The sequence below is a fragment of the Caulobacter sp. 05L422 genome, assembly GCF_056397765.1.
Genome location: NZ_JBFTOB010000015.1, coordinates 1 through 25,400 on the forward strand (window position 1 = coordinate 1; position 25,400 = coordinate 25,400).

Sequence of the window (25,400 nt, forward strand, 5' to 3'; positions counted from 1 at the left end):
CTCCAGCCCAGTCCCGCTCGATCGCCCCCCGCCGCCGCATCGGTCGCTGGCCTTGCGCCCTTTCCCTGCGGCGAGGTGGGTCAAGGATACGGGCGCCGCGAAAGGGTGAGGACCAAATCGGGTCGAGAAAGTTCAGGGCGTTGAAATCGCGAGGGTTTGTTGGCTGAACGCCGAGGATAAGCGCCCTTGCCCCCTCTCCCCAAGAGAGAGGGTGAAGGAAGCGCTCCTGACGCGAGCTTCAAAAAACCTGGCCTCAACCTTCACCGCGAACCGGTGTACACAGCCGTGTCCGCGTGACTGGCGATCACAGGGAGCACCCTGAGGGAGCGCGGGCGTCACGAGCCGTTCGCCTGGGCGCCCAACCTTCGAAGCGGAGTTCGCCCATGCCCGAAGCCAAGACCTGGATCGCCTTCGCCGCCGTCTGCCTGGGCATGGCCCTGACCCCCGGGCCCAACATGCTGTACCTGGTCAGCCGTTCGATCTGCCAGGGCCGCTGGGCCGGGATCGTGTCGCTGGTCGGCACCGCCGCCGGCTTCGTGGTCTATCTGGTCTGCGCGGCGCTGGGCATCACCGCCCTGCTGATGGCCGCGCCCATCGCCTACGACATCCTGCGGTTCGGCGGCGCGCTCTACCTGCTATGGCTGGCCTGGCAGGCGATCAAGCCGGGCGGCGCCTCGCCGTTCCAGGTGCGCGAACTGCCCAAGGACAGCCCCGCCAAGCTGATCAGCATGGGCTTCCTGACCAACCTGCTGAACCCCAAGGCGGCGATGCTCTATCTGTCGCTGCTGCCGCAATTCATCGACCCGCATCACGGCGACGTCCTGACCCAGTCCCTGGCCCTCGGCTTCAGCCAGATCGCCATCAGCCTGACGGTCAACGGCGCCATCTGCCTGGCGGCCGGCACGATCGCCGGCTTCCTGGCCACCCGCCCCAGCTTCGCCCTGATCCAGCGCTGGCTGATGGCCTCGGTGCTGGGCGGCCTGGCCGTGAAGATGGCCACCGAGGCGCGGCGGTAGCAGGTCCTTTCTCGCACTTGGCGGCTCCTGGCTCGGCGGGTAATGACGAACTCAGCTTGGGTCCCGGCTTTCGCCGGGATGAGCGGAGTTGAAGGTGCGCGCATGACCCCGTCGAAGATCGCCCAGACCCTGACCTGCGCCCTCGCCTCTCTGGCCCTGGCCGGCGTCGCCCAGGCCTCCAGCCTGAAATCCTGCACGATCCCGCCCAGCGTGATCCCGGCCCCGGCCGAGATTCCGCCCGCCGGCGAGATCCACACCGACGTCCCGACCGCCGCCTATCTGCTGGCTCTGTTCTGGTCGCCCGAGGCCTGCCGCGCGGGCATCCCGGAATCGAACAAGGTCATCCAGTGCCAGACCAACAGCTTCGGTTTCACGGTGCACGGCCTGTGGCCCAACGGGCCGGACAAGGTCCATCCCCGCTACTGCAAGCCCAGCCCGCCGATGAGCGCCGCGACCGTGCTGGCCAATCTGTGCATGACGCCCTCGCCCTGGCTGCTGCAGCACGAGTGGCAGGCGCACGGCACCTGCCAATGGGACACGCCCGAGGCCTATTTCAAGAAGGCCCGCGAGGTGCGTGAGCGCCTGAAGGTTCCGGACCTGAATCCGGGACCGTCCGGGACCCTGACCGGGGCCGAGATCCGCCAGGCCTTCCTCAAGCGCAATCGCGGCATGACGGCTGACGGCCTGAACGTGCGGGTCAAGGACGGCCGCCTGACCGAGGTCTGGGTCTGCATGGACCTGAACTTCAAGCTGGCCGCCTGCCGGGGCGGCAATGGCGCGCCGGACAGCGCGACGATCCAGGTGACGCCGAAGCGCTAGCCCGCCAGGGGATGGCGCCAGCCGCGCGCCACGTCCATCCAGCGGCTGTTGCGGGCTCGCGAGGCCTCGAAGCAGGCGGCGCAGATCATGGTGACCCCGGCTTGCGCCTCGGACGTGTCGGTCCAGCCGCCGGCGGCCAGGCGGGCCTCCTCGCAGCGGTCGCACCAGGCGGCCTGCTCGTCCGAGGCGTCCGCGTCCTGCTCCCCGAAGGGTTCGACGAAGCCGAGCCCCACGCCCGAGACCAGGTGTCGGCACACGAAGGTGGGTCTTTGCGCCCCGTGCCGGTCGCAGCGAACTCGTCTTGAATCGTCGTTCATTCGAGCGTCCCCCAAACGCTATGGTTAAGCTAACCCCATTGAAGCCAAACGCAAAACGGGCGGTTCCTTTCGGAACCGCCCGTTCGCTACGTCACGCCGTGAAAGACGTCGTCACCCTCAGGTGTTGACGGCTTCCTCCGGGGTCACGGCTTCCTTCTTGGACAGGTCTTCGCCGGTTTCCTGGTCGACGACCTTCATCGACAGCTTGGTCTTGCCGCGATCGTCGAAGCCGAGGAGCTTCACTTTGACGATCTGGCCTTCCTTCAGCACGTCCGACGGCTTGGCCACCCGTTCGTTGCTGATCTGGCTGACGTGGACGAGGCCGTCCTTGGCGCCGAAGAAGTTCACGAAGGCGCCGAAATCGACGACCTTCACGACCTTGCCGTCGTAGATCGCGCCGACTTCAGCTTCTTGCGTGATCGACTTGATCCAGTCGATCGCGGCCTTGATCTTGGCGGCGTCCGAGGCCGAGACCTTCACGGTGCCTTCGTCGTTGATGTCGACCTTGGCGCCGGTGGTGGCGACGATCTCGCGGATCACCTTGCCGCCGGTGCCGATCACTTCGCGGATCTTGTCGGTCGGGATGGTGATGGTCTCGATCTTCGGAGCGAAGTCACCGACTTCCTCGCGCGGCGCGTCCATCGCCTTGTTCATCTCTTCGAGGATGTGCTCGCGGCCGCCCTTAGCCTGGGCCAGCGCTTGCTCCATGATCGCGGGCGTGATGCCGGCGATCTTGATGTCCATCTGCAGAGACGTCAGGCCCTGGCTGGTGCCGGCCACCTTGAAGTCCATGTCGCCCAGGTGATCTTCGTCGCCCAGGATGTCGGACAGGACGGCGAAGCCGTCCTTTTCGAGGATCAGGCCCATGGCGATGCCCGAGACCGGACGGATCAGCGGAACGCCCGCGTCCATCATGGCCAGCGAGGAGCCGCAGACCGTCGCCATCGAGGACGAGCCGTTCGACTCGGTGATCTCGGAGACCAGGCGGATGGTGTAGGGGAAGTCTTCCTTGGCCGGCAGCATCGGACGCAGGGCGCGCCAAGCCAGCTTGCCGTGGCCGATTTCGCGGCGGCCCGGGCTGCCCATGCGGCCGGTTTCACCGACGCTGTAGGGAGGGAAGTTGTAGTGCAGCAGGAAGGATTCCTTGTAGGTGCCTTCCAGGGCGTCGATGAACTGCTCGTCGTCGCCGGTGCCCAGGGTGGCGACCACGATCGCCTGGGTCTCGCCGCGGGTGAACAGGGCCGAGCCGTGGGTGCGCGGCAGGATGCCGACTTCACCCAGGATCGGGCGGACCTTGTCGACGGTGCGGCCGTCGATGCGGATGCCGGTGTCGAGGATCGAGCGACGGACGATGTCCGCTTCCAGTTCCTTGAACACCGAGATCAGCTTCAGCGGATCGATGCCGGCCGGGTTGGTGTCGCTCTTGGCGAAGGTCTCGACGGCCTTGTTCTTGGCCGCGCCGAGGGCCGCGACGCGCTCGCCCTTGCCTTGGATCTTGTAGGCGGCGGCCAGGTCCTTGCCGACGGCCTTCTTCACTTCGGCCTTCAGGGCGTCGGTGTCTTCCGGTTGGAAGTCGAAGGGTTCCTTGGCGGCGTGTTCGGCCAGCTCGATGATCGCGTCGATCACCGTCTGCATTTCCTTGTGGGCGAAGTTGACGCCGCCCAGGACGATCTCTTCCGAGAGCTCCTGGATTTCGCTTTCGACCATCATGACGGCATCGGTGGTCCCGGCGACGACCAGGTCCATCTTGCTTTCCTTCAGCTCGTCGAGCGTCGGGTTCAGCACGTAGGCGCCGTCAACGTAACCGACGCGCGCGGCGCCGATCGGGCCCATGAACGGGGCGCCCGACAGGACCAGGGCGGCCGAGGCGGCCACCATGCCCAGGATGTCGGGATCGTTCTCGAGGTCGTGCTGCAGCACGGTGACGACGACCTGGACTTCGTTCTTGAAGCCCTTGACGAACAGCGGACGGATCGGACGGTCGATCAGGCGGGAAACCAGGGTTTCCTTTTCCGACGGACGGCCTTCGCGCTTGAAGAAGCCGCCGGGGATCTTGCCGGCCGCGAAGGTCTTTTCCTGATAGTTGACCGTCAGGGGGAAGAAATCTTGACCGGGCTTCGCCTTCTTGGCGAACACGGCGGTGGCCAGGACGACGGTTTCGCCCATGGTGGCCAGGACGGCGCCGTCGGCTTGACGGGCGATGCGACCGGTTTCGAGGACCAGCGTCTTGCCGCCCCACTCGATCGTCTTGCGCTTGATATCGAACATTTTTGCTTCTTTCGGTTCCGAAGGACCCATTTCCTTCAGGACGGACAGGGGCGGGCGGCCGAAGGGCGGTCCCGATGTTTCCTCATCCAGTTCGACAGGCTCCCGACGATCGTGATCCTCGGACGTACATTCGGCTCGCGAGGTGCGAAACCGCAGCAACCAGTCGTTTCAGCCTGTCTTGAAACGGTGGCCAGAAATGCGTTCGGCCGCCCTGCGTGAGCAGGGCGGCCGAATTGCGCCTAACTTAGCGGCGCAGACCCAGCTTCTCGATGAGAGCCGTGTAACGGCCCAGATCGGACTTCTTCAGGTGGTCGAGGAGGCTGCGACGCTGGGAAACCATCATCAACAGACCACGACGGCTGTGGTTGTCCTTCTTGTGGGTCTTGAAGTGCTCGGTCAGGTTGGCGATGCGCTCGGAGAGGATCGCGACCTGGACTTCGGCGCTGCCGGTGTCACCCTCGGTGCGGGCGTGTTCGGCGATAAGAGCGGTCTTGCGCTCGGCAGTGATCGACATCGGGTTGTCTCCGCTCAGGTGAGTTGGAAGACCCGCACCGGATTGAGCCGTCCGGCGCGCATCTCGCACAAGGCCACCAGTCTCTCTCCCACCATGGCGGAAACGGTTCGATCACCGGGCGTGAGCTCGGTTTTCAGCGTTTCAACCTGCCTTGGGAGCAGAACGATGGCGCGTCCTTGCGCAAGCCGGAAGGCGTCTTCATCGGTCACGGCCAGCGCCGGGATGTCGTCCAGCGCGGTCTCGACCGGAAGCAATGCCTCCGACAGGCGCGCCTCATAGCTTAAATTCTCAAGGGTTTCCAGACCTATCGCCGAATCCTCGCCGAACCGGCCGACTCGCGTCCGGCGAAGCTGGTCGACATGTCCACAGGCGCCGAGGGCCGCGGCCAGGTCGCGGACCACGGCGCGGACATAGGTGCCCTTGCCGCATTCCATCTCCAGCTCGATGTGGTCGACGTCCGGCGCCGCGCTCACGCGCAGGGCGTGGACGGTGACCTTGCGGGTCTTCAGCTCGAACTCGACGCCCTCGCGGGCCAGATCGTAGGCGCGTTCGCCGTCGACCTTGATGGCCGAATAGTTCGGCGGGATCTGGTCGATCTCGCCGACGAAGGCCGGCAGGGCCGCTTCGACGGCCTCGCGGGTCGGGCGCACGTCGCTGCTGTCGGTGGTCTCGCCCTCGCGGTCCAGGGTGGTGGTCGAGCGCCCCCACTGGATCATGAAGCGATAGGCCTTGTCGGCGTCCATCAGGAAAGGGACGGTCTTGGTCGCCTCGCCTAGGGCCAGGGGCAAGATGCCGGTGGCCAGGGGATCCAGGGTGCCGGCGTGACCGGCCTTCTGGGCGTTGAACGCCCGGCGCACGCGAGACACGGCGCTGGTCGAGGTCAGGTCGTAGGGCTTGTCCAGGCAAACCCAGCCGGAAATGGCGTCGCCCTTCTTGCGGCGCGCCACTAGTTTTCCTCGTCTTCAGCCACGTCGGACAGGCGGCGCACGTCCTGGGCCACGCGCGGATCGGCGAACAGGCGGTCCATGTAGGTGGCCGAGTTGAAGGTCTCGTCGTGCAGGAACTTCAGCTCGGGCGTGAACTTCATGTCGATGACCTTGGACAGGCGCCCCCGCAGGAACTTGGTCAGGCGGTTGAGGCCCGCCACCACCTCGGCGGGACTGCCCGGGACGACCACGGTGCGCGACGGCGAGGACGCTTCACGCTCGACCTGCGGCGCGATGCTGGCCCCCAAGGGCTCGACGAAACAGATCGCGTGCTTCAGGTCGGCGCTCATCCGCACTTCGGAGATGGTCACCGAGATCCCCTGCAGGGCCGGATCGACCAGCTCTTCCTCGCGCAGGATGTCCACCAGGGCGTGGCGGATCAGCTCGCCGGCGCGCAGTTGCCGTTGCGACGGACCCACGGGTCCGCTCTTCTTGTTTTCGGAATGGCGCTTCATGGCGCGGTCGCCTCGATGCCCGGCCGGCGGATCGAACGCCGGATCGCGGGGAGAAATAGGAGGCGGGGTGTCTAGGCGCGTGCGACCCAAAAGTCCAGTGCGAGGGCGATCAGGCCCCTTCCTCATTCGGGTCCGCGGCCGGGACCATGCCCAGACTTTCGCGCCGCTCGTGCGCGCCGTCCACGCTGTCGGCCAGCGATACAGGCGGCCACTTGCGCCAACCGCCCACCCGCTCGACATCGTGCTTCAGCGAGCTTTCAAGCAGATCGACCTCGGCTTCCTCGACACGATCGACTATCTGGAGCGCGTGGTTGGCCTTTCGGCGAGCTTTACGGCTTTCCCCAGCCTTGCGCTGTGGGATCAGCGTGCGGATCGACTTGTCGCTGCTGTTGTTCGTGTTGCGATAGTCGCGGACATAGCTCAGCGCCTTCTTTTCCTGAGGTGTACGAGGCGGCTTCGTTGTCATGGCGACAAGATCGCTCAAACCTGGAGCGATCTCAACCGCCCGCCCCTGTCCGCTCCCGGAAGAAGTCCAGCACCCGGCGGTGGACCTTCATGGTCTCGCCGTTCGGGTCGTCGCGGTTCAGGTGCAGGGTCAGCACGGAATGCGGCTGGCGGCCCGTGCCCGGGAGCGCCGAGGCGTCAGCAAGCGTGATGGTCTGGACCCGCGCGCCGAGCTCGCGCTCCAGGGTCTTGAAGCGGGCGCAGGGCACGATGTCGTCGCCTTCGAACCGCAGGGCCATCAGCGACAGATCCTCGGCCTCCATCCGCGCCTTCGCCGTCGCCAGTTCGGCCGGCGAGCAGTCCAGGGCCGCCGCGCGCTTCTTGCCCAACGGCAGCGAAGGCTGCGACAGCACCGGCGCCACCACCGACGGTTCGGTCATCATCGCCAAGGCGAAGCCGCCGGTGAAGCACATGCCCACCGCCCCCACGCCCTTGCCGCCGCACTCGGCGTGGACCTTGCGCGCCAGGGCCCGCAGCCAGTCGACGATCGGGCTGGAACGATCGGCGGCCCATGCCGAGAACTCACGCCGCACGCACAGGGTCTTGGCGATCACCCCGATCGCGTAGCCCACCGAGACAGGTCGTCCCGGCTCGCCGAACAGGCTGGGGCAGAACACTGTCATGCCCTCGGCCGCCACGTCGCGGGCGAAGTCCAACACGGCGGGATGCAGGCCGGGTATCTCGTGGATGACGATCACCGCGGGCCCGGAGCCGATGCGGTAGACCGGCCGCGTCCATCGGCCGTCGTCGAACTCGAACTTCGTGAACCCCGCCAGCGCGTCGGTCATGCCCGCCCCCTGCCCTTTGGCGGAGCATGGCACAAGGCGAACGCCGTTCTCAAAGGAAACCGTCAGCCCGGCCCGTTGCCGCCGGTCCAATCTTCCATCGGGTCGGGCAGCTTGCCGCCCGGCAGCTTCCATTCGCCCCGGTACGAGAAGTCCAGCGTGCCGCACAGCCGCGTGGGGCCGCCCTTGGGGTCGTCGCCGAACGCCTGGACGCGCAGGTCGTAGTGCACCGCCAGCCGGCTGAAGCTCAGCCACAGGCGCTTGGCCCCCGGGCAGAAGGCGCGGATGTAGATCTTGCCCTGCTCGAACTTGGGATCGATCTCGTACAGCGCCGCGTCGGCGTCGACGCCGCTCATGCCCTTCAGCCCGCCGGGGCCCAGGTCCTTCTCGTGGCCGTCGACCAGGCGCCCCTGCACCGGCACGCCGGTGGCCAGCACCTTGATCACCCGGGTCCCAGTCAGCTTCTTGTCGAACAGCACCGTCAGGCCGGCCCCGGTCAGCCGCTTGGCGTCGGCCGAGATCGGGTCGTAGGAGTACATCTTGCGCTCGGCGTGGGCCGCGCCCGCGGCGCCGGTCGCCAGGCACGCCAACGCCAGCCCGAGGGCGGCCTTCAGGCCGGTTTTTCGCATGGTCTTCAGCCCCGCCACCCCTGGCCTCAAAGCTTCAGGTGACGCTTGGCCGTTTCGGCGTCGAAGCCCGACAGCCGCCAGGTCCCGCCCTCCAGCGTGAAGGTCAGCAGGCAGGGGCCGTCCTTGGTCTTGGCCGCGCAGACCTGGTCGGAACCGATGTAGCGCAGGCCCGCCGCGATGCTGATGCGGTCGGGGATCGGCTTGTCGGGCGTGTAGCCGTAATAGTTGGCCGCGTAGCGGAAGGTCTCGGGCCGGACCAGGGCCTCGCCGGCGATGTCGGCGGCCGGGCCGGCCAGGGCGATGACCGCTGCCTGCCAGCCGCCGCCCATGTTCGCGTCGCGCGCCCTGCGCACCAGTTGGCTTTCGATCTCGGCCTTCAGGGCCGGACGGTCGACGCGGGCGTCGAAGGCGGCGTGGTCGTTGTTGCGGATCGCCACCAGCAGGGCGTGGACGTCGCCGGCCGCGTCGTAGCGGGTGGCCGTGGCGCAGGCCGACAGCGAGACGGCGGCGAGGCTGACGGCGAGAAGGGCTCGAATGCGCATCGCCTACGGTTAGGCCCGAATTCGGGCGATTTCCAGTCCGGCGAACCTCAGGCGGGCGTTGCGCCCCACGGGCCGGCTTCCTTGGCGGCCAGCGCCGCGACCTCGCCGCTGCGCGCCTTGGCTTCCGGCGTCAGCTTGTCGAAGCAGGCGGCCAGGAAGGCGCGCTCCTGCTGGCGGTCGGCGAAGAGCCGGGTCGGCAGGAACCAGGCCTGGCCCGGGCCGATGAACAGCCAGGCCGCGTTGCCCGGCGCGATCTGCGAGAGGGCGGACCAGACCACGCGGGTTTCCGACGTCGTGCTGTCCAGAACGAACGCCGTGTCTTCGATCCGATAGCTTATCGGCGAACTCGCCGGCACGCCGCGCGCCATCCAGGCGTTGGGCGCCAGCGTGCGGGCGTAGCGGAACCACACGAACCAGCAGCCCGCCGTCCCCGCCAAGATCCCCACTATGCCAAAGCCCGGCGCCACCCAGTCGACCAGGGCCTGGGCGGTGGAGATGACGATCAAGAGTCCGACGACGAACCACCACTGGGCGAAGCGCTTGGCGCCGAACAGATGCTTGCGCAGCGGCGCGCAGGCCTTCTGGTTTTCGAAGATTCCGATTTCGCCCGCGATTTCCATGCACGCCCCCGAACGCAAGAAAGGCGCGGACTGGCGTCCGCGCCTTTCTCTTTAAGCTGAAGCTTGATCGAACGCCTAGTCGAGCTGGCGCTTGATCTCCTCGACGGTGAAGCACTCGATGGTGTCGCCGACCTTGATGTCCTGGAAGCCCGCGAACATCATGCCGCACTCCTGGCCGGACGGGACCTCGTTGACCTCGTCCTTGAAGCGCTTGAGCGTCGCCAGGGTGCCCAGTTCCAGAACGACGATGTCGTTGCGGATGATCCGGACCTTGGCGCCCTTGCGGACCACGCCCTCGGTGACCTTACAGCCGGCGATCTTGCCGACCTTGGAGATGTCGAAGGCCTGCAGGACTTCGGCGTTGCCGAGGAAGGTTTCGCGCTGGATCGGGGCCAGCATGCCCGAGAGCACGCCTTTGATGTCGTCCAGCAGGTCGTAGATGATCGCGTAGTAGCGGATCTCGACGCCTTCGCGTTCGGCCAGAGCACGCGCTTGAGCGGAAGCACGAACGTTGAAGCCGATCAGCGGCGCGCCGGCGCCCTTGGCCAGCATCACGTCGCTTTCGCTGATCGCGCCGGCGCCCGACAGGATGATCCGCGCGCGGACCTCGTCGGTCGACATGGCGTCCAGCGAACCGATGATCGCCTCGGCCGAGCCCTGCACGTCGGCTTTGATGACCAGCGGCAGTTCGCGGTACTTCTTGTCCTGCAGCTTGGCCATCATGTCGGCCATGCTGGTGGCGCCCGCGCCGACCGGATGCATCGATTTCTCGCGCTTCAGGCGGATGCGGTATTCGGTCAGTTCGCGAGCCCGGGCCTCGTTCTCGACGACGGCGAAGCTGTCGCCCGGCGAGGGCACGCCGTCCAGGCCGAGGATCTCGACCGGGGTGGCGGGACCGGCTTCGGTCAGTTGCTCGTTGCGCTCGTTCAGCAGGGCGCGAACCCGGCCGAACTGGCTGCCGGCCACGACGATGTCGCCGCGCTTCAGCGTGCCGCGCTTGACCAGCACGGTGGAGACCGCGCCACGACCCTTGTCCAGCTTGGCCTCGATCACCACGCCGTCGGCGGTGCGGTCGGGGTTGGCCTTCAGGTCCATGACCTCGGCCAGCAGCAGGATGCGCTCGATCAGCTCGTCCAGGCCCTGGCCGGTCTTGGCCGAGACTTCGACGATCTGGGTGTCGCCGCCCAGGCTTTCGACCACGATCTCGTGCTGCAGCAGCTCGTTGACGACCCGCGTGGGGTCGGCGCCGGGCTTGTCCATCTTGTTGACGGCCACGATGATCGGCACTTCAGCGGCCTTGGCGTGTTTGATCGCCTCGATCGTCTGCGGCATGACGCCGTCGTCGCCGGCCACCACCAGGATCACCAGGTCGGTGATGTTGGCGCCGCGAGCCCGCATTTGCGAGAAGGCCGCGTGGCCCGGGGTGTCGAGGAAGGTGACCTTCTGGCCATTTTCCAGACGCACCTGGTAGGCGCCGATGTGCTGGGTGATGCCGCCGTGCTCGCCGCCGGCCACGTCGGCCTTGCGCAGCGCGTCCAGCAGGCTGGTCTTGCCGTGGTCGACGTGACCCATGACGGTGACGACCGGGGGCCGGGGCTCCAGGTGATCGTCGACATCCTCGGCGCCGATGAAGCCTTCTTCGACGTCGGCTTCCGACACGCGGCGCACGGTGTGACCGAATTCGGTCGCCACCAGCTCGGCGGTGTCGTTGTCGATGACGTCGTTGATCTTCAGCATCACGCCCTGACGCATCAGGAACTTGATGATCTCGACACCGCGGACGGCCATCCGGTTGGACAGCTCCTGCACGGTGATGACGTCGGGAATGACCACTTCGCGGCTGACCTTGACCACGTCGGCGGGACCGCCGCGGCGCTTTTCCTTTTCGCGTTCACGGGCTCGGCGAACCGAGGCCAGCGAGCGCATGCGGTCGGCGGAATCTCCGTCGCCGGCCACGGTCTGGATGGTCAGGCGGCCTTCGCGGCGAACCGGGGCGCCCTTGGCGCGGCTGACGGCCTTGCCGGGAGCCGCGGCCTTGCGACGATCGTCATCCTCCTCGGGCTTGCGACCGATGTCGCTGCCGGGGCGGGGAGCCGAACGCGTGGCGCGCTGGATCTCGGGGGTGGCCGGAGCCGAGGCCGGGACGCCCGGACGGGCGCCGCGCGGACCACCGGGACCCGGACGGGCGCCCGGCGCCGGGCGCGGGGCCAGGGCCGAATAGCGGACGGTCTGGGTCGGACGGTCGCCTTGCGGACGGTCGCCCTGGGGACGATCGCCTTGCGGGCGGTCGCCTTGCGGACGGTCGTTGCGATAACCGCCGGCGCCCTCGGGACGGGGACCGCGCGGCGGGCCGCCGGCGTCCGGACGCGGGGTGCGCTGGTTGTACGGGCCGTCCTGGCGCGGTGCGCGCTGGTTGAACGACGGCCGGTCCGCGAAGTTCGGACGGTCGCCCTGCGGACGGTCGCCTTGCGGGCGATCACCCTGAGCGCCCGGACCCGGACGGTAGGTGGTGGTCGACGAACGGTCGTCGCGACGGTCGCGGCTGGGCTCGTAGGTGCGGGTCTGACCGGCGGCCGGGGCCGGAGCCGGACGCGGAGCCTCGGCGCGCACCGGCGGCGCGGCGGGAGCCGGAGCCTGGGGCGCGGGAGCCGCCGGAGCGGGGGTCGGGGCCTGAGCGACCGGCGCTTGCGCGACGGGAGCCGCCGGGGCGACCGGAGCGGGAGCGGCGGGCGCTTCCGGAGCCGGAGCCGGCGTCGCGGCGGCCTTGGCGGCAGCAGCGGCCTTGGCGGCGGCTTCGCGAGCCGMCGCGGCTTCCGATGCGGCGCGGGCCTCGGCGGCGCGACGATCGGCGGCCTGGCGTTCCTGCTGTTCGCGAGCGGCTTCGATGGCGCGTTGGCGGGCCACCATTTCGCTCTGCGACAGACCACCGGCCGAACCGCCGCCACCACCGCCCCCTTGGGACGACTGCGGACGCGGCGCGTCTTGCCGGCGCTCGGCCGAGGACGGCGCGGCGAGATTGCCGGCCGGCGGCACGTGCGGACGCACGCGCTTGGTTTCAACCACCACCGTCTTGGTGCGGCCGTGGCTGAAGCTCTGCTTCACGACGCCGGCGCTGACAGACCCTTGACGGGGCTTCAGCGTGATGGGCGCTCGCCCGCCGGGGTTGGAACCAGGCCGACCGTTATCGTTCTCGTCGCTCATGCGCTCGCTTGTACTTCCGCCGGCGGGGGCCGGCCAAAAACGTTTGATCCATGTGAGAAAGGGGCCTGGACGTACTTCCCAAAGGAAGCGCGTTTCCCGACCCTTCGCTCAGGAGCGGATCACGCTCCTCATTTCAAGTTCCAGACCCCTGTCGCCGACGAATGGAAGCCATTCGTCGAGGCCAGGGCCCTAGGGCTCCTCGCGCCAACTCGCCGACCAACTCGAGGGAAGGAGTGGGCGGAAGCCTGATAACCGCTCGACGTCCAAAGTCCAGCGATCAGTGCCGCGCCCGGCAAGGAGCGCCGTGTGTATCACATTCTCCCCGCCCAAGGCCAAACCCAATTCGTCCGAGCTGAACATCCCGCAGATTTTGGGACTGTTCGGGGCCTTGTGGACCGCGGTGAGAATCTTTCGGCGACCGTCAGCGGCGCCGTCGGACGCCTCGATCAACCAAGCGGTCTGCCCCGAAGCCAAAGCCGAGGAGACCTTTTCGAAGCCTGAGATAATCGTTCCGCCGCGCCGTGCAAGTCCCAGTCCGTCCAGAACACGCTTGGACAGCAGCCGTTCCACCTGGTCGGCCAGATCGGCCGGGGCGGTCAGCTTGGTCTTGGCCGAGCGCGAGAACAGGCCCTTCTTGGCGGCGGCGTTCACCGCCTCGCGGGTGGCGTCCACCCACATGCCGCGGCCGGGCAGCTTGCGCGCCACGTCCGGGACCACCGTCCCGTCGGGCCCGACCACGAACCGCACCAGGCGCGCCTCGTCCGTCGCCTCGCCCAGGACGATGTCCTTGCGCAGGCGATTGGCTTCGGCGTGGGTCTTGGCCACGGGGGTATGGGGCGCGTCGGCGTCGGTCATGGGGCTCGAAAGGCGCCGGGCCTCCCACTTGCGTGAGAGGCCCGGGTCCTGGATCAGTCTTCCTTGGTTTCTTCGGCCGGTTCGTCTTCGGCGACCTCTTCCGAGGCCTCCTCGGAGGCTTCTTCAGAGGCCTCGGCCGGCTCCTCGCCCGCCTCTTCCTCGAACTCGACTTCCTCTTCGACATATTCCGGTTCGGGCGGAGCCTCGACCCAGCCCATGACAACGCGGGCGCGCATGATCAGCGCTTCAGCGTCTTCCGGCGACAGGTTGAAGGTGTCCAGGATGCCGGCTTCGCGCACGCGCTCGCCGTCCTTGGTCTCGAACCAGCCGCGCAGATCGTCGGGGATCAGGCCGGCCAGGTCCTCGATCGACTTCACGTCGCCTTCGCCCAGGGCCACGGCCACGGGCAGGGTGACGCCTTCGATGTCGAGCAGGCTGTCCTCGACGCCCAGCTCGACGCGCTTGGCGTCCAGGGCGGCGGCTTCCTTTTCCAGGAACTCGCGGGCGCGGGTCTGCAGTTCGTCGGCGGTCTCGTCGTCGAAGCCCTCGATGGCCGCGATCTCGTGCGGCTCGACATAGGCGACGTCCTCGACGGCCGTGAAGCCTTCGGTGACCAGCAGCTGGGCGATGACCTCGTCGACGTCCAGGGCTTCCTGGAACAGGGCGGTGGCCTCGGCGAACTGCTTCTGACGGCGCTCGCTCTCCTGGGTTTCCGTCATGATGTCGATCTGCCAGCCGGTCAGCTGCGAGGCCAGGCGGACGTTCTGGCCGCGGCGGCCGATGGCCAGCGACAGCTGCTCGTCCGGCACCACCACTTCGACGCGCTCGTCTTCCTCGTCCATGACGACCTTGGAGACTTCGGCGGGGGCCAGGCCGTTGACGATGAAGGTCGCCTCGTCCTCGGACCACTGGATGATGTCGATCTTCTCGCCCTGCAGCTCGGCCACCACGGCCTGCACGCGCGAGCCGCGCATGCCGACGCAGGCGCCGACCGGGTCGATGCTGCTGTCGTTGGAGATCACGGCCATCTTGGCGCGCGAGCCCGGGTCGCGGGCCACGGCGCGGATCTCGATGACGCCGTCGTAGACTTCCGGCACTTCCTGCGCGAACAGCTTGGCCATGAAGCCGCCGTGGGCGCGCGACAGCATGATCTGCGGGCCCTTGGTCTCGCGGCGGACGTCGTAGATGTAGGCGCGGATGCGGTCGCCGACGTTGAAGTTCTCGCGCGGGATCGACTGGTCGCGGCGCATGATGCCTTCGCCACGGCCCAGGTCGACGATGACGTTGCCGTATTCGACGCGCTTGACGCTGCCGTTGACGATCTCGCCGGCGCGATCCTTGTACTCGTCGTACTGGCGCTCGCGCTCGGCTTCGCGGACCTTATGCATGACGACCTGGCGGGCCATCTGGGTCTGGACGCGGCCGATCTCGAACGGCGGCAGGCTTTCCTCGTAGATCTTGCCGACCTCGGCGTCGCGCCAGGTGCGCTTGGCCGACGACAGCTGGACCTTGCCGATCTCGCCTTCCAGCTCGAAGTCGTCCGGCACGACCTCGATCACCCGCTTCTGGGTGGTCTCGCCGGTGCGCGGGTCGATCTTGACGCGGATGTCGTGCTCGGCGCCGTAGCGGGCGCGGGCGGCCTTCTGCAGCGCGTCCTCGATCGCCTCGATGACGACTTCCTTCTCGATGCCTTTTTCACGCGCGACCGCGTCGGCGATCTGCAGCAGCTCGAGGCGGTTGGCGGAGATGCCGATAGCCATGGTCAGTCCTCTTCACTTTCGGACAGGTCAATATCGTTGTCGGCGTCAGTGCCGACGCGGGCGGCGCGCTGGTCGGCGCCCCGCTTCATCAGTTGATCGGTGAGCACCAGCTTGGCGTCGACGATCCATTCGAACGGGAAATAGACGGTGGTGTCGTCTTCGCCCTCGATGTTCAGGCCCACCTGGCCGTCCTCGACGCCGGCCAGCTCGCCCTTGAAGCGCTTGCGGCCCTCGGCGACGCGGTCCAGCTCGATGCGGATCTCGAGGCCGGCGTAGGTGTCGAAGTCCTTCAGTCGCGTCAGCGGGCGGTCGACGCCCGGGCTGGAGACTTCCAGGGTGTATTCGCCGGTGATCGGATCGGCGGCGTCCATGATCTCGGAAATGGCGCGCGACAGCTTGGCGCAATCCTCGACGTTCATGTCGCCCCCACTCCCATCTTCAAGGAGCGGCCGCTCGGCCATGATCTGGAGGCGACGTTGCTCGGCCCCGCCCATCAGGCGCAGGCGGACGATCTCGTAGCCGACGGACTCGGCGACGGGATCCAGCAATTCGACCAGACCGATATCTTCCTGCGTCTTCCCGCGCACGGTTCTCTCAACTCACTGGGCCGACGCACGCGCTGGCTAAAAGCCAAGCTGGCGAGCGGCCAAAGAAAAAGCGGCAGCCTTTCGGGCCGCCGCTCGAAAGCGCTATCAGCGCTGACGGACGATGTGGGAGCTATATAGCGCGATGTTTGGGCGGGTGGAAGCCCCCTGCCGTCGTGACGTGTCGTCGCCCCTTCCGCAGTGCAGCAGTTGTGGGCTACAAGCGCCCCCGCGCAGGCTCGCCTCCCCGCGGGACCTTTCCCAAAACGAAGAGTCACAATGGACCTCTCAAAGATCGCCGTCGGCGCCAACCCGCCGTACGACCTGAACGCCGTCATCGAAATCCCGCAAGGCGGCGAGCCGGTGAAGTACGAGATCGACAAGGCCAGCGGCGCGCTGATGGTCGACCGCTTTCTGCACACCGCGATGTTCTATCCGGCCAATTACGGCTTCATCCCGCACACCCTGGCCGACGACGGTGACCCCGCCGACATCATGGTCGTGGGCCCGACCCCGGTGGTGCCCGGCGCGATCATCCGCTGCCGCCCGATCGGCGCCCTGATGATGGTCGACGAGGCGGGTTCGGACGAAAAGATCCTGGCCGTGCCGGTCGACAAGCTGCACCCGTTCTACACGGGCGTCTCGAGCTGGCGCGACCTGCCGGTGATCCTGACCGAGCAGATCGCCCACTTCTTCCAGCACTACAAGGACCTGGAAAAGGGCAAGTCGACCAAGATCACCGGCTGGGCCGATCCGGAAGAAACCGCCGAGATCATCCGCGCGGCGATCAAGCGCCACGACGAAAGCTACTAAGCTCGACGATCACCACGTGATCCGGAAAGGGGAGTTCGCCGGACGGCGGGCTCCCCTTTTTCGTGCTCCGAACATAGGAGCGCGACGAACGCCGAAACCGGCATCCACCTTCGGCTGTCACGCTCTAGCCCACGCCGGTCTTCGCCAGCCAGGCGGCCAGCAACGCCACCATGACCACGTCGACGCCCGCCGTGACGGCGGCGAAGCCCTTCAGGAACCGCTTCCGGTGGGTCAGCAGCGCGCCGACGTAGAAAAGCTTGCTGGCGATGGCCGCGCCGACCGCCAGGGTCCGCGTCTCGGGATGGAAGGCGGCCCACAGCAACATCGCCCCGACCAGGGCGATCAGGAATCCCCAGCCCCGCACCACCAGGTCGACAAGCGGCCCTTGCAGGGTCTCGCCATAGGTGGACTTCAGCGACCGCGTCGGCGCGATCGCGAACTGCAGCATGGTGATCGTCAGCAGGCCGCTGACGATCAGGACGATGTGGATGTTGTCGATGAGCCAGGTCATGGCCGCCTCCCCGCGCCCGTCGGACGCGGGCCGGCGGCCAGCCTAGCACGGGTCGCGTCTAGGCCCTGACGAAGTCCAGGAACACCGGCGCGCAGTCACCCAGCTTCTTTTCCTCGTAGCGGGTGGTCACGTGGTCGGTCGGGGCGGCGTTGCGGTCGGCGCCGGGCTCGGCGAAGCGGAAGGCCGGATCGGCCAGCACCCGCTCGATCGTCCACTCGGCGTAGTCGGCCCAGTCGGTGGCGAAGCGGAAGGCCGCCCCCGGCTTCAGCACCCGCGCCAGTTCGGTCACGAAGGCCGGCTGGATCAGGCGGCGCTTGTTGTGGCGGGCCTTGTGCCAGGGGTCCGGGAACATGATGAAAAGCCGGTCGACACTGGCGTCGGGCAGCCAGCCGACCACGTCGCGGGCGTCGCCCTCGTGAATGCGGACGTTCTTGAGCGCCTGCTCCTCGACGTGGCGAACGGCGCTGGCCACGCCGTTGACGAAGGGCTCGGCGCCGATCACCAGCACGTCGGGACGCTTGCCGGCCTGGGCGGCCATGTGCTCGCCGCCGCCGAAGCCGATCTCCAGCCAGACTTCGATCGCTTCCGGCATCAGGTCGCGCGGCTGGAAGGGCGCGGTCGGCACGGCGATCTCGGGCAGCAGGCTGTCGAGCAGGGCCTGCTGACGCGGCTTCACCGGCCGCGACTTCAGGCGGCCGAACGAGCGCAGAGGCCCGTGGGGCTGTTGGGGATTGGTCATGGGCGGGTGTTTACCGGGCATATCGACAGGAGGCTAGCTGAGCCGCCGTGCGTCCTTCGAGGCCCGCTGCGCGGGCGCCTCAGGATGAGGAATTCAGAAGCGCGCAAACGTCCTCATCCTGAGGTGCGAGGCGCGGCCGAGCCTCGAAGGACGCAAGGCCTCAACGAGAGCGGGCCCCGATCGGATGACCGAGGCCCGCTTCGATAGATCTGGAAAGGGTGAGGCTTACGCCAGGCCCTTCAGCTCCGACACCAGGTCGGTCTTCTCCCACGAGAAGCCGCCCTGGTTGTCCGGCGTGCGGCCGAAGTGGCCGTAGGCGGCGGTGCGGGCGTAGATCGGCTTGTTCAGCTGCAGGTGCTCGCGGATCGAGCGCGGGGTGGCTCCGCCGATCAGCTGCGGCAGGATCTTTTCCAGAACGGCCGGATCGACCTTGCCGGTGCCGTGCAGGTCGACGTGGAACGACACGGGCTGGGCCACGCCGATGGCGTAGGCGATCTGGATGGTGCAGCGCTCGGCCAGGCCGGCGGCCACGACGTTCTTGGCCAGGTAGCGGCAGGCATAGGCGGCCGAACGGTCGACCTTGGTCGGATCCTTGCCCGAGAACGCGCCGCCGCCATGCGGAGCCGCGCCGCCGTAGGTGTCCACGATGATCTTGCGGCCGGTGACGCCGGCGTCGCCGTCAGGACCACCGATCTCGAAGCGGCCGGTCGGGTTGACCAGCCACTGGGTCTTCTTGGTGATCAGGCCTTCCGGGAAGATCGGCAGGATGTGCGGCTTGATCAGGTCCAGCACGCGCTTGGAGGTCGCGGCCTTGCCGTCGATCTTCTTCTTGTGCTGGTGCGACACGACGATCGAGACGACGCGGACCGGCTTGCCGGTGGCGTCATACTCCAGGGTCACCTGGCTCTTGGCGTCGGGCTCGAGTTCCGACAGCTCGCCCGAGTGGCGCAGCTGGGCCAGGCGGCTGAGGATGTTGTGGCTGTATTGCAGGGTGGCCGGCATCAGCTCCGGGGTCTCGGTGCTGGCGTAGCCGAACATGATGCCCTGGTCGCCGGCGCCTTCGTCCTTCTTGTCCGAAGCGTCCACGCCCTGGGCGATGTGGGCCGACTGGCCGTGCAGATAGTTGGCGTACTTCGCCTTCTGCCAGTGGAAGCCCTTCTGCTCGTAGCCGATGTCCTTGACCGCGGCGCGGACCTTGGACTCCAGCGAGCCGAGGATGTCCTTGGTCAGCGCCTTGTTGGCGGCCTTGTCGCCGCCCGGCTTGCCGGCCCGCACTTCGCCCGCCAGGACGATGCGGTTGGTGGTGACCAGGGTTTCACAGGCGACGCGCGCTTCGGGGTCGGCGGTCAGGAACGCGTCGACGACGGTGTCGCTGATCCGGTCGGCGACCTTGTCCGGATGGCCTTCGGAAACGCTTTCACTGGTGAAGATGTAGGAAGAACGGCTCAAGGGTCAGCTCCGGACATGACATCGCCCGCACGGGCGGTCTGCCCGAGGGACGAGCGGAACATATAAAGATATGTTTATGTCCGCAAGTCGCCCCGGCTGGCTTTCGCCGGTTCAGACCCCAGATCGGGCCTGAATCAGCCCCAAATCAGGCTTGGGGCTCTTCCTCGATCATGTCTTCGGCCATCGAACGGACGAGATCCAGGATGCGCCGGCGCACGCGGGACTTGCCGATGCGCGGGAACAGCGCGGCCAGTTCCAGACCTTCGGGGGTCATCAGGAAGTCGTGCACGAACTGCTCCGAACCGTTTTCCTCGAAGCCCTCGAGGTCGGTCGGGTCGGCCAGGCCTTCGAAGAAGTAGGACACCGACGACTGCAGGCTCTTGGCGATCTCGTACAGCTTGGAAGCGCTGACGCGGTTGGCGCCGCGCTCGTACTTCTGCACCTGCTGGAAGGTCAGGCCCAGATCGTCGGCCAGACGCTCCTGGCTGACGCCGAGGATCTTGCGGCGCATGCGGATCCGGGCGCCGACGTGCAGGTCGACCGGATTGGGGGAGCGTTCTTCAGGAATCGTGTTCATGCCGTTTCAATCACTGGGGGAGGAAGCCACGGGTATCTGGAAGCTTGTCTGTTTCAGTTTAGAACTTTTTCCAAGCCTCGACCTCCTGGAACGCGAATCGCGGCGGCAAATGAAACCAAAAGCAGCAATCCGAAAGGCCAGTGCCCTAGCTTGGTGAACAAGGTCGGTGAACCAACGTCACTTACCTTACCGTCGATCACCCCTGATTCGCCAAGTTTCAAGCGGGCGCCGGGTAAAATTCTTCCCCGCGCGTCGATCAGGGCGGAAACGCCGGTGGGCGTGGCCCGGATGATCGGCGTGCCCGTCTCGATCGCGCGGTAGCTGGCCAGGTTCAGGTGCTGCAACGGTCCGGACGTCACGCCGAACCAGGCGTCGTTCGAGACATTGACGATGGCGCGCACCCCGGGGACCGGCTTGGCCAGGCGCGGAAACAGGCTTTCGTAGCAGATCAGCGGCTGGACCAGCAGGTTGGGCGCCACGCGCAGCGGCCGGGGCTCCGGCCCGGTGGCGAAGCCGTCGCCCAGATGGGCCATGCTCTTGACGCCCAGCCGGGTCATCAGGGCGTCGGCGGGCAGGTATTCCCCGAACGGCACCAGTCGGTGCTTGTCGTAGATCCCGACCACCTCGACGTCGTCGGCCGTGCGGCGCAGGGCGACCAGGCTGTTGTAATAGACCGGCTTGTCGGGCGTTCCCTCGTAGCGGTAGCCGCCGATCAGCATCAGCTGGCCGGGCCGCAGGGCGTCGACGATCGCCTGCCGCACCCAGCTGCCGGGGACCATGTAGTCGTTGATGGCCAGCGGCAGGGCGCCCTCCGGCCAGATCACGATGTCGGCGGGCTCGCCGGCGTAGGGCCTGGCGGTCAGCGAGACATAGGCCTGGACGATCTGGGCGAACCGGGCGGCGTCCCACTTGGATTCCTGCGGGATGTCGGCCTGGACGATGCGGACGCTCAGCGGGTCGGAGCTGCTCGGCGCGGCCGAATGGACGACGGCGCCGCCGATCCAGAGCGCGGCCAGGGCGGCGGCGGCCGATCCGACGGCGATCCGCCCCCGCCTGCCGTCCCGCCACACCGCCGGAGCGGCGGCGATGGCCAGGGTGATCCAGGTCAGGCCGTAGGCGCCGACCACCGCCGCGAACTGCGACACCGCCGAGCCCGCCCGCCAGGTCTCGCCCGGCAGGTTCCAGGGAAAGCCGGTCAGGATGTGGCCGCGCGTCCACTCCAGGGCCGCGAAGGCCCCGGCGAACACCAGCAGCCGCCGCACGCCGGCGGGACGGATCAGGCGGTAGAGCACCGCCGCCAGTCCCCAGAACAGCGCCATGCCGGCGGCCATGGCGGCCACCGCGAACGGGGCCATCCAGCCCTGGTTGGCGGCGTCGACCATGAAGGCCTCGGCGATCCACCAGGTGGAGAGGCCGAAATAGGAGAGCCCCGTCAGCCAGCCGCGGAAGAAGGCCGAGCGCAGGGGCCGGGGTCCGTCGACGGCGTCCAGCAGCCACAGCAGCGCCGCATAGCCCAGCAGCCCCGGCAGGATCCCGAACGGCGGATGGGCCAGGGCGGCGGCCAGACCGGCCGCCAACGCCAGGCCCCGGACCCGCCACGGCGTCAGCTTCGGCAGGGCCGGCAGGTTCACGAAGCGGTCACGCGGCCGGGCGCGACGATCGGCTCGGCCACGGCCGCTGGGCGAACCCGGACCCGTCGCACGCGGCGCGGATCGGCCTCGACGACCTCCAGGTCGAAGCCGGCGGGGTGGGCGATCACCTCGCCCCGCTGCGGCACCCGGCCGGCCAGGGCCACGACCAGGCCGGCGACGGTGTCGATGTCCTCTTCCATGTCCGGCGGGGCCAGATCGGTGTCGAGGGCGGCTTCCAGGTCTTCCAGCGGCGCGCGGGCGTCAACCTCGAACAGGCCGCCGGGACGCGCGACGATGTTGGAGACCTGGGCGTCGTCGTGCTCGTCGTCGATCTCGCCGACCACCGCCTCGATCAGGTCTTCCATGGTCACCAGGCCGTCGGTGCCGCCGAACTCGTCGATGACCAGGGCCATGTGGATGCGGCTGGTGCGCATGCGCAGCAGCAGGTCGGCGGCCCGCATCGAGGCCGGCACGTACAGCGCCTCGCGCCGCAGCCGATGCAGGATCTGGTCGGTCGGGCTCGGCCGCTTGTCGTCATTGGCCAGCAGGCGGAACACGTCCTTGACGTGGACCACGCCCACCGGGTCGTCCAGCGTCTCGCGATAGATCGGCATCCGCGAATGCTCGGCCTCGGTGAACTGGGCCACAACCGCCTCGAACGGCGCGCCCACCTCGACGGCCACGATGTCGGCGCGCGGGGTCATCACGTCGGCCACCCGCAGGGTCTGGAAGGCCTCGGCCTGGTCGACCATGTCGACCTCGTGGACCAGGGCCGGATCGGCCGGACGCGAGGTCTCGGCCAAGCCTGGCACGCCACGGCCGGCCAGGTCCTTGCGCATCTTTCGGAAGAACGCCCGCACGCCACGGCTCAAGCGAGCCGAACCGGCGGGCGGGGAACTCTGGTCGTCGCTGGGCATGCCCTGGCTTGGTTATCCCTCTGGGGACGCGGGTTCGGCGTAGGGGTCCGGAATGTCCAAGCCCGCGAGGATCTCGCGCTCGAACGCTTCCATGGCCTCGGCCTCGGCGTCGTCCTGATGGTCGTATCCTAAGAGATGAAGCACCCCATGCGCCACCAGATGTTGCAAATGGTGCGCAAGAGGCTTGCCCTGCTCGATCGCTTCGCGCTGGCAGACGCCAAAAGCCAGGGCGATGTCGCCGATCTGGCCTTCCGGATTGGGGGGCGAGGGGAAGGACAGGACGTTGGTCGCGTAGTCCTTCTGGCGGAAGTCGCGGTTCAGCGCCTGGACGCTGTCGTCGTCGGCCAGCAGGATGACGATGCCGTTGCCCTCGATGTCCTCGTGGGCGTCCAGCACCGCCTGGGCGGCCCGCCAGACCAGGGCCTCGACCTCGGGCTCGGCCTTGGTCCAGGCCTCGTCCTCGATCTCGATGTCTACCGTAATCATGGGGGCGTGATCGTCATCTAGCGCGTCGTCGTCTGCAGGGCGTCGGCGTCGTAGGCCTTGACGATGCGCTCGACCAGCGGGTGGCGCACCACGTCGGCCGAGGTGAAGCGCGACACCGCCACGCCCTCGACGCCTTCCAGGATCGACACCGCGTGGGCCAGGCCGGAATCGCGGGGGTTCAGCAGGTCGACCTGGGTCGGATCCCCCGTCACCACCATCCGCGCGCCCTCGCCCAGGCGGGTCAGGACCATCTTCATCTGCAGGCGCGAGCAGTTCTGGGCCTCGTCGACGATGACGAACGCATGGGCCAGGGTGCGGCCGCGCATGAAGGCGATCGGGGCGACCTCGATCTCCAGCTTCTCGCGGCGGCGGCGCAGCTGGTCGGCGCCCATGATGTCGGTCAGGGCCTCCCAGACCGGGGCCATGTAGGGGTCGACCTTCTCGTTCAGGTCGCCCGGAAGAAATCCGAGCTTCTCGCCGGCCTCGACGGCGGGACGGGTGACGATCAGGCGATCGACCTCGCCGCGCAGCAGCATGCCCGCTCCCTGGGCCACCGCCAGGAAGGTCTTGCCGGTGCCGGCGGGGCCCAGGCCAAAGCACAGCGGATGGCTGGCCATGGCCTCCATGTACTTGGCCTGGCCCTTGGTCTTGGGCGAGACCGAGCCCTTGCGCACGGCGCGCGGCGAGGCCTGGCCGGCGGCGCTGTGGGCGTCGCCCACGGCCACGCGGACGTCGGCCTCGACTACCTCGTCGTCGGCGTCGGCCCGATGGGCCAGGGCCTGGATCGCCCGCTTGGCGCTGGAGCGCGCCTTGACGTCGCCGGTGATCGTCACCCCGCCGCCCGGGGTCTCGATGAGCACCTTGAAGGCGTCCTCGATCAGGGCGGCGTGACGGCCGTTCGGACCGGAAACGGCGCGGACGGCGGTGTCGGACAGGGGCAGGAACTCAGGCGTACGGCTCAAGCGGGCTCCGGAATGGATTGGGCCTCGAGCACGCCGCCCAGGCTCATCTTGGCCGACGACTCGATGCGGACGGGAACGATCTGGCCCAGCAGGCTGTCAGGGCCCACCGCGTGCACCGCCTGAAGATAGGGACTGCGCCCGACGATTTGACCGGGGTTGCGGCCTTTTTTCTCGAACAGCACCGGCATGACCTTGCCGACCTGCAGCGCGTTGAACGCCTTCTGCTGCTCGTCCAGCAGGGCGTTGAGGCGATCCAGGCGCTCGGCCTTGACCGCGTCGTCCACCTGGCCGGGCATGGCCGAGGCCGGCGTGCCGGGGCGTCGCGAGTACTTGAACGAGAAGGCCGAGGCGAAGCCGACCTCGCGGACCAGCTCCAGGGTCTTCTCGAAATCGCCGTCGCGCTCGCCCGGGAAGCCGACGATGAAGTCGCCGCTCATGGCGATGTCGGGCCGCGCGGCGCGGATCTTCTCGATCAGGCGGACATAGCTCTCGGCCGTGTGGTCGCGGTTCATGGCCTTGAGGATCTTGTCCGACCCGGCCTGCACCGGCAGGTGCAGATAGGGCATCAGCTCCGGCAGCTCGCCGTGGGCCGCGATCAGGTCGTCGCCCATGTCGCGCGGGTGGCTCGTGGTGTAGCGGATGCGGTCCAGGCCCGGGATCTTGGCCAGACGCCGCACCAGCTTGGCCAGGGTGTAGCCGCCGCCGTCATAGGCGTTGACGTTCTGGCCCAGCAGGGTGACCTCGCGCACGCCCTGGTCGGCCAGGCGCTTGGCCTCGTCCTCGATCTGCTCCGGCGGCCGCGACCACTCCCCGCCCCGGGTGTAGGGCACCACGCAGAAGGTGCAGAACTTGTCGCAGCCTTCCTGCACGGTCAGGAAGGCGGTCACGCCGTTGACCTGGCGCTCGGCCGGCAGGGCGTCGAACTTCTCGTCGGCGGCGAAGTCGGCGGACAGGCGCTCGCCAGTCGCGCGGTGAGCGCGGGCGATCAGCTCGGGCAGCTGGTGATAGGCCTGGGGCCCGACGACGAGATCGACCGCCGGCTGGCGATGCATGATCTCCTTGCCCTCGGCCTGCGCCACGCAGCCGGCCACGGCGATGGTCATCTTGCCGCCGGCCTCGGCCTTGCGGTTCTTCATCTGCTTGATGTAGCCGAGCTCGGAATAGACCTTCTCGGTGGCCTTCTCGCGGATGTGGCAGGTGTTGAGCACCACCAGATCGGCGCCTTCCGGCTCGTCGACGATCCCATAGCCCAGCGGACGCAGGACATCGGCCATGCGCTCGCTGTCATAGACGTTCATCTGACAGCCGTAGGTCTTGATATAGAGGCGCTTTTGCGGGGTCTCGCTCATGCGGCGAGGTTATGGGCGCGGGGGCGTCGACGTGCAAGGACGTCGGCGCCACACCCCTGCCCCCTCCGGGCCTCCGGCCCTCCTCCCCCATAGGGGGAAGAGGACGCGCAT

26 protein-coding genes, 1 pseudogene and 1 riboswitch are annotated in these 25,400 nt (G+C 67.9%); of the genes and pseudogenes, 4 read left to right on the forward strand and 23 right to left on the reverse strand.

Going from position 1 to position 25,400, the window contains the following annotated elements; translation table 11 throughout:
- The 3 genes and pseudogenes from AC1DMQ_RS15035 to AC1DMQ_RS15045 form a co-directional block, all read left to right on the forward strand.
- Positions 1-80: pseudogene (locus tag AC1DMQ_RS15035) on the forward strand (hypothetical protein); the annotation flags it as partial.
- A gap of 203 nt (positions 81-283) precedes the next feature.
- Positions 284-363: riboswitch (ZMP/ZTP riboswitch) on the forward strand.
- Between the two features lie 20 nt (positions 364-383).
- On the forward strand, positions 384-1,016 hold the full coding sequence (locus AC1DMQ_RS15040; protein ID WP_477034361.1) for a LysE family translocator: 633 nt from the start codon (positions 384-386) through the stop codon (positions 1,014-1,016).
- A 102-nt stretch (positions 1,017-1,118) separates the two neighbouring features.
- Positions 1,119-1,835, forward strand: a complete 717-nt coding sequence (locus AC1DMQ_RS15045) for a ribonuclease T2 (protein ID WP_477034362.1) — start codon at positions 1,119-1,121, stop codon at positions 1,833-1,835.
- Here AC1DMQ_RS15045 and AC1DMQ_RS15050 read toward each other — a convergent pair.
- The 14 genes from AC1DMQ_RS15050 to rimP form a co-directional block, all read right to left on the reverse strand.
- A complete protein-coding gene (locus tag AC1DMQ_RS15050) occupies positions 1,832-2,092 on the reverse strand; it encodes a hypothetical protein (RefSeq protein WP_477034363.1) in 261 nt (86 codons plus the stop codon). The two genes, AC1DMQ_RS15045 and AC1DMQ_RS15050, sit on opposite strands and share 4 nt — an antisense overlap.
- Before the next feature lie 177 nt (positions 2,093-2,269).
- Positions 2,270-4,420 (reverse strand): polyribonucleotide nucleotidyltransferase, encoded by a 2,151-nt coding sequence (gene pnp / locus AC1DMQ_RS15055; protein ID WP_477034364.1) that lies wholly within the window; start codon positions 4,418-4,420, stop codon positions 2,270-2,272.
- 244 nt (positions 4,421-4,664) lie between these two features.
- Complete coding sequence (gene rpsO, locus AC1DMQ_RS15060; protein ID WP_007667263.1) at positions 4,665-4,934, reverse strand: 30S ribosomal protein S15; 270 nt, start codon at positions 4,932-4,934, stop codon at positions 4,665-4,667.
- Between the two features lie 14 nt (positions 4,935-4,948).
- Complete coding sequence (gene truB / locus AC1DMQ_RS15065) at positions 4,949-5,881, reverse strand: tRNA pseudouridine(55) synthase TruB (RefSeq protein ID WP_477034365.1); 933 nt, start codon at positions 5,879-5,881, stop codon at positions 4,949-4,951.
- Entirely contained in the window at positions 5,881-6,375 is a 495-nt protein-coding gene (gene rbfA / locus AC1DMQ_RS15070; protein ID WP_477034366.1) for a 30S ribosome-binding factor RbfA, read from the reverse strand. The genes truB and rbfA overlap by 1 nt, the downstream gene beginning before the upstream one ends.
- A gap of 109 nt (positions 6,376-6,484) precedes the next feature.
- Positions 6,485-6,859, reverse strand: a complete 375-nt coding sequence (locus AC1DMQ_RS15075) for a hypothetical protein (protein WP_477034367.1) — start codon at positions 6,857-6,859, stop codon at positions 6,485-6,487.
- A gap of 13 nt (positions 6,860-6,872) precedes the next feature.
- Positions 6,873-7,667 (reverse strand): dienelactone hydrolase family protein, encoded by a 795-nt coding sequence (locus AC1DMQ_RS15080; protein WP_477034368.1) that lies wholly within the window; start codon positions 7,665-7,667, stop codon positions 6,873-6,875.
- A gap of 62 nt (positions 7,668-7,729) precedes the next feature.
- Positions 7,730-8,293, reverse strand: coding sequence for a hypothetical protein (locus tag AC1DMQ_RS15085; RefSeq protein WP_477034369.1), 564 nt, complete (start codon positions 8,291-8,293; stop codon positions 7,730-7,732).
- Positions 8,294-8,319: 26 nt separating this feature from the next.
- A complete protein-coding gene (locus tag AC1DMQ_RS15090) occupies positions 8,320-8,835 on the reverse strand; it encodes a DUF2939 domain-containing protein (protein ID WP_477034370.1) in 516 nt (171 codons plus the stop codon).
- A 47-nt stretch (positions 8,836-8,882) separates the two neighbouring features.
- On the reverse strand, positions 8,883-9,455 hold the full coding sequence (locus AC1DMQ_RS15095) for a YcxB family protein (RefSeq protein WP_477034371.1): 573 nt from the start codon (positions 9,453-9,455) through the stop codon (positions 8,883-8,885).
- A 75-nt stretch (positions 9,456-9,530) separates the two neighbouring features.
- Entirely contained in the window at positions 9,531-12,656 is a 3,126-nt protein-coding gene (infB, locus tag AC1DMQ_RS15100) for a translation initiation factor IF-2 (RefSeq protein ID WP_477034372.1), read from the reverse strand.
- Between the two features lie 189 nt (positions 12,657-12,845).
- Positions 12,846-13,511 carry an RNA-binding protein gene (locus AC1DMQ_RS15105; protein WP_477034373.1) on the reverse strand — a complete coding sequence of 222 codons (666 nt, stop codon included), beginning with the start codon at positions 13,509-13,511 and terminating at the stop codon, positions 12,846-12,848.
- 53 nt (positions 13,512-13,564) lie between these two features.
- Entirely contained in the window at positions 13,565-15,271 is a 1,707-nt protein-coding gene (nusA, locus tag AC1DMQ_RS15110) for a transcription termination factor NusA (RefSeq protein WP_477034374.1), read from the reverse strand.
- Between the two features lie 2 nt (positions 15,272-15,273).
- Positions 15,274-15,858 carry a ribosome maturation factor RimP gene (gene rimP / locus AC1DMQ_RS15115; RefSeq protein ID WP_477034375.1) on the reverse strand — a complete coding sequence of 195 codons (585 nt, stop codon included), beginning with the start codon at positions 15,856-15,858 and terminating at the stop codon, positions 15,274-15,276.
- A 276-nt stretch (positions 15,859-16,134) separates the two neighbouring features.
- On the opposite strand from rimP, the gene ppa reads away from it, so the two are divergent.
- Complete coding sequence (gene ppa, locus AC1DMQ_RS15120) at positions 16,135-16,668, forward strand: inorganic diphosphatase (protein ID WP_477034376.1); 534 nt, start codon at positions 16,135-16,137, stop codon at positions 16,666-16,668.
- Between the two features lie 124 nt (positions 16,669-16,792).
- Here the strand turns inward: ppa and AC1DMQ_RS15125 are convergent, their stop codons facing one another.
- The 9 genes from AC1DMQ_RS15125 to miaB form a co-directional block, all read right to left on the reverse strand.
- Complete coding sequence (locus AC1DMQ_RS15125) at positions 16,793-17,179, reverse strand: hypothetical protein (RefSeq protein ID WP_477034377.1); 387 nt, start codon at positions 17,177-17,179, stop codon at positions 16,793-16,795.
- A gap of 58 nt (positions 17,180-17,237) precedes the next feature.
- Entirely contained in the window at positions 17,238-17,918 is a 681-nt protein-coding gene (trmB, locus tag AC1DMQ_RS15130) for a tRNA (guanosine(46)-N7)-methyltransferase TrmB (protein WP_477034378.1), read from the reverse strand.
- A gap of 225 nt (positions 17,919-18,143) precedes the next feature.
- Positions 18,144-19,367: a methionine adenosyltransferase gene (gene metK / locus AC1DMQ_RS15135; RefSeq protein ID WP_477034379.1), complete on the reverse strand. Its 1,224-nt coding sequence runs from the start codon at positions 19,365-19,367 to the stop codon at positions 18,144-18,146.
- A gap of 145 nt (positions 19,368-19,512) precedes the next feature.
- Positions 19,513-19,944: a helix-turn-helix domain-containing protein gene (locus tag AC1DMQ_RS15140; RefSeq protein ID WP_477034380.1), complete on the reverse strand. Its 432-nt coding sequence runs from the start codon at positions 19,942-19,944 to the stop codon at positions 19,513-19,515.
- A 53-nt stretch (positions 19,945-19,997) separates the two neighbouring features.
- The gene (gene lnt, locus AC1DMQ_RS15145) at positions 19,998-21,575 is read right to left on the reverse strand and encodes an apolipoprotein N-acyltransferase (protein WP_477034381.1); all 1,578 of its coding nucleotides are present in this window, start codon (positions 21,573-21,575) and stop codon (positions 19,998-20,000) included.
- A complete protein-coding gene (locus tag AC1DMQ_RS15150; RefSeq protein ID WP_477034382.1) occupies positions 21,572-22,492 on the reverse strand; it encodes a hemolysin family protein in 921 nt (306 codons plus the stop codon). Before AC1DMQ_RS15150 ends, lnt begins: the two co-directional genes overlap by 4 nt.
- A 12-nt stretch (positions 22,493-22,504) precedes the next feature.
- Positions 22,505-22,963, reverse strand: a complete 459-nt coding sequence (gene ybeY, locus AC1DMQ_RS15155; RefSeq protein WP_477034509.1) for an rRNA maturation RNase YbeY — start codon at positions 22,961-22,963, stop codon at positions 22,505-22,507.
- Positions 22,964-22,995: 32 nt separating this feature from the next.
- Positions 22,996-23,940, reverse strand: coding sequence for a PhoH family protein (locus AC1DMQ_RS15160; RefSeq protein WP_477034383.1), 945 nt, complete (start codon positions 23,938-23,940; stop codon positions 22,996-22,998).
- Positions 23,937-25,289 (reverse strand): tRNA (N6-isopentenyl adenosine(37)-C2)-methylthiotransferase MiaB, encoded by a 1,353-nt coding sequence (miaB, locus tag AC1DMQ_RS15165; RefSeq protein ID WP_477034384.1) that lies wholly within the window; start codon positions 25,287-25,289, stop codon positions 23,937-23,939. Before miaB ends, AC1DMQ_RS15160 begins: the two co-directional genes overlap by 4 nt.
- Between the last annotated feature and the right edge of the window lie 111 nt (positions 25,290-25,400).

Bases quoted from the DNA above. Each gene is read 5' to 3' on its own strand.
- AC1DMQ_RS15040 (WP_477034361.1), top strand. From the start codon at position 384: ATGCCCGAAGCCAAGACCTGGATCGCCTTCGCCGCCGTCTGCCTGGGC.
- AC1DMQ_RS15045 (WP_477034362.1), top strand. From the start codon at position 1,119: ATGACCCCGTCGAAGATCGCCCAGACCCTGACCTGCGCCCTCGCCTCT.
- pnp (WP_477034364.1), bottom strand. From the start codon at position 4,420: ATGTTCGATATCAAGCGCAAGACGATCGAGTGGGGCGGCAAGACGCTG.
- rpsO (WP_007667263.1), bottom strand. From the start codon at position 4,934: ATGTCGATCACTGCCGAGCGCAAGACCGCTCTTATCGCCGAACACGCC.
- rbfA (WP_477034366.1), bottom strand. From the start codon at position 6,375: ATGAAGCGCCATTCCGAAAACAAGAAGAGCGGACCCGTGGGTCCGTCG.
- AC1DMQ_RS15080 (WP_477034368.1), bottom strand. From the start codon at position 7,667: ATGACCGACGCGCTGGCGGGGTTCACGAAGTTCGAGTTCGACGACGGC.
- AC1DMQ_RS15085 (WP_477034369.1), bottom strand. From the start codon at position 8,293: ATGCGAAAAACCGGCCTGAAGGCCGCCCTCGGGCTGGCGTTGGCGTGC.
- AC1DMQ_RS15090 (WP_477034370.1), bottom strand. From the start codon at position 8,835: ATGCGCATTCGAGCCCTTCTCGCCGTCAGCCTCGCCGCCGTCTCGCTG.
- AC1DMQ_RS15095 (WP_477034371.1), bottom strand. From the start codon at position 9,455: ATGGAAATCGCGGGCGAAATCGGAATCTTCGAAAACCAGAAGGCCTGC.
- AC1DMQ_RS15105 (WP_477034373.1), bottom strand. From the start codon at position 13,511: ATGACCGACGCCGACGCGCCCCATACCCCCGTGGCCAAGACCCACGCC.
- nusA (WP_477034374.1), bottom strand. From the start codon at position 15,271: ATGGCTATCGGCATCTCCGCCAACCGCCTCGAGCTGCTGCAGATCGCC.
- ppa (WP_477034376.1), top strand. From the start codon at position 16,135: ATGGACCTCTCAAAGATCGCCGTCGGCGCCAACCCGCCGTACGACCTG.
- AC1DMQ_RS15125 (WP_477034377.1), bottom strand. From the start codon at position 17,179: ATGACCTGGCTCATCGACAACATCCACATCGTCCTGATCGTCAGCGGC.
- trmB (WP_477034378.1), bottom strand. From the start codon at position 17,918: ATGACCAATCCCCAACAGCCCCACGGGCCTCTGCGCTCGTTCGGCCGC.
- AC1DMQ_RS15140 (WP_477034380.1), bottom strand. From the start codon at position 19,944: ATGAACACGATTCCTGAAGAACGCTCCCCCAATCCGGTCGACCTGCAC.
- AC1DMQ_RS15150 (WP_477034382.1), bottom strand. From the start codon at position 22,492: ATGCCCAGCGACGACCAGAGTTCCCCGCCCGCCGGTTCGGCTCGCTTG.
- miaB (WP_477034384.1), bottom strand. From the start codon at position 25,289: ATGAGCGAGACCCCGCAAAAGCGCCTCTATATCAAGACCTACGGCTGT.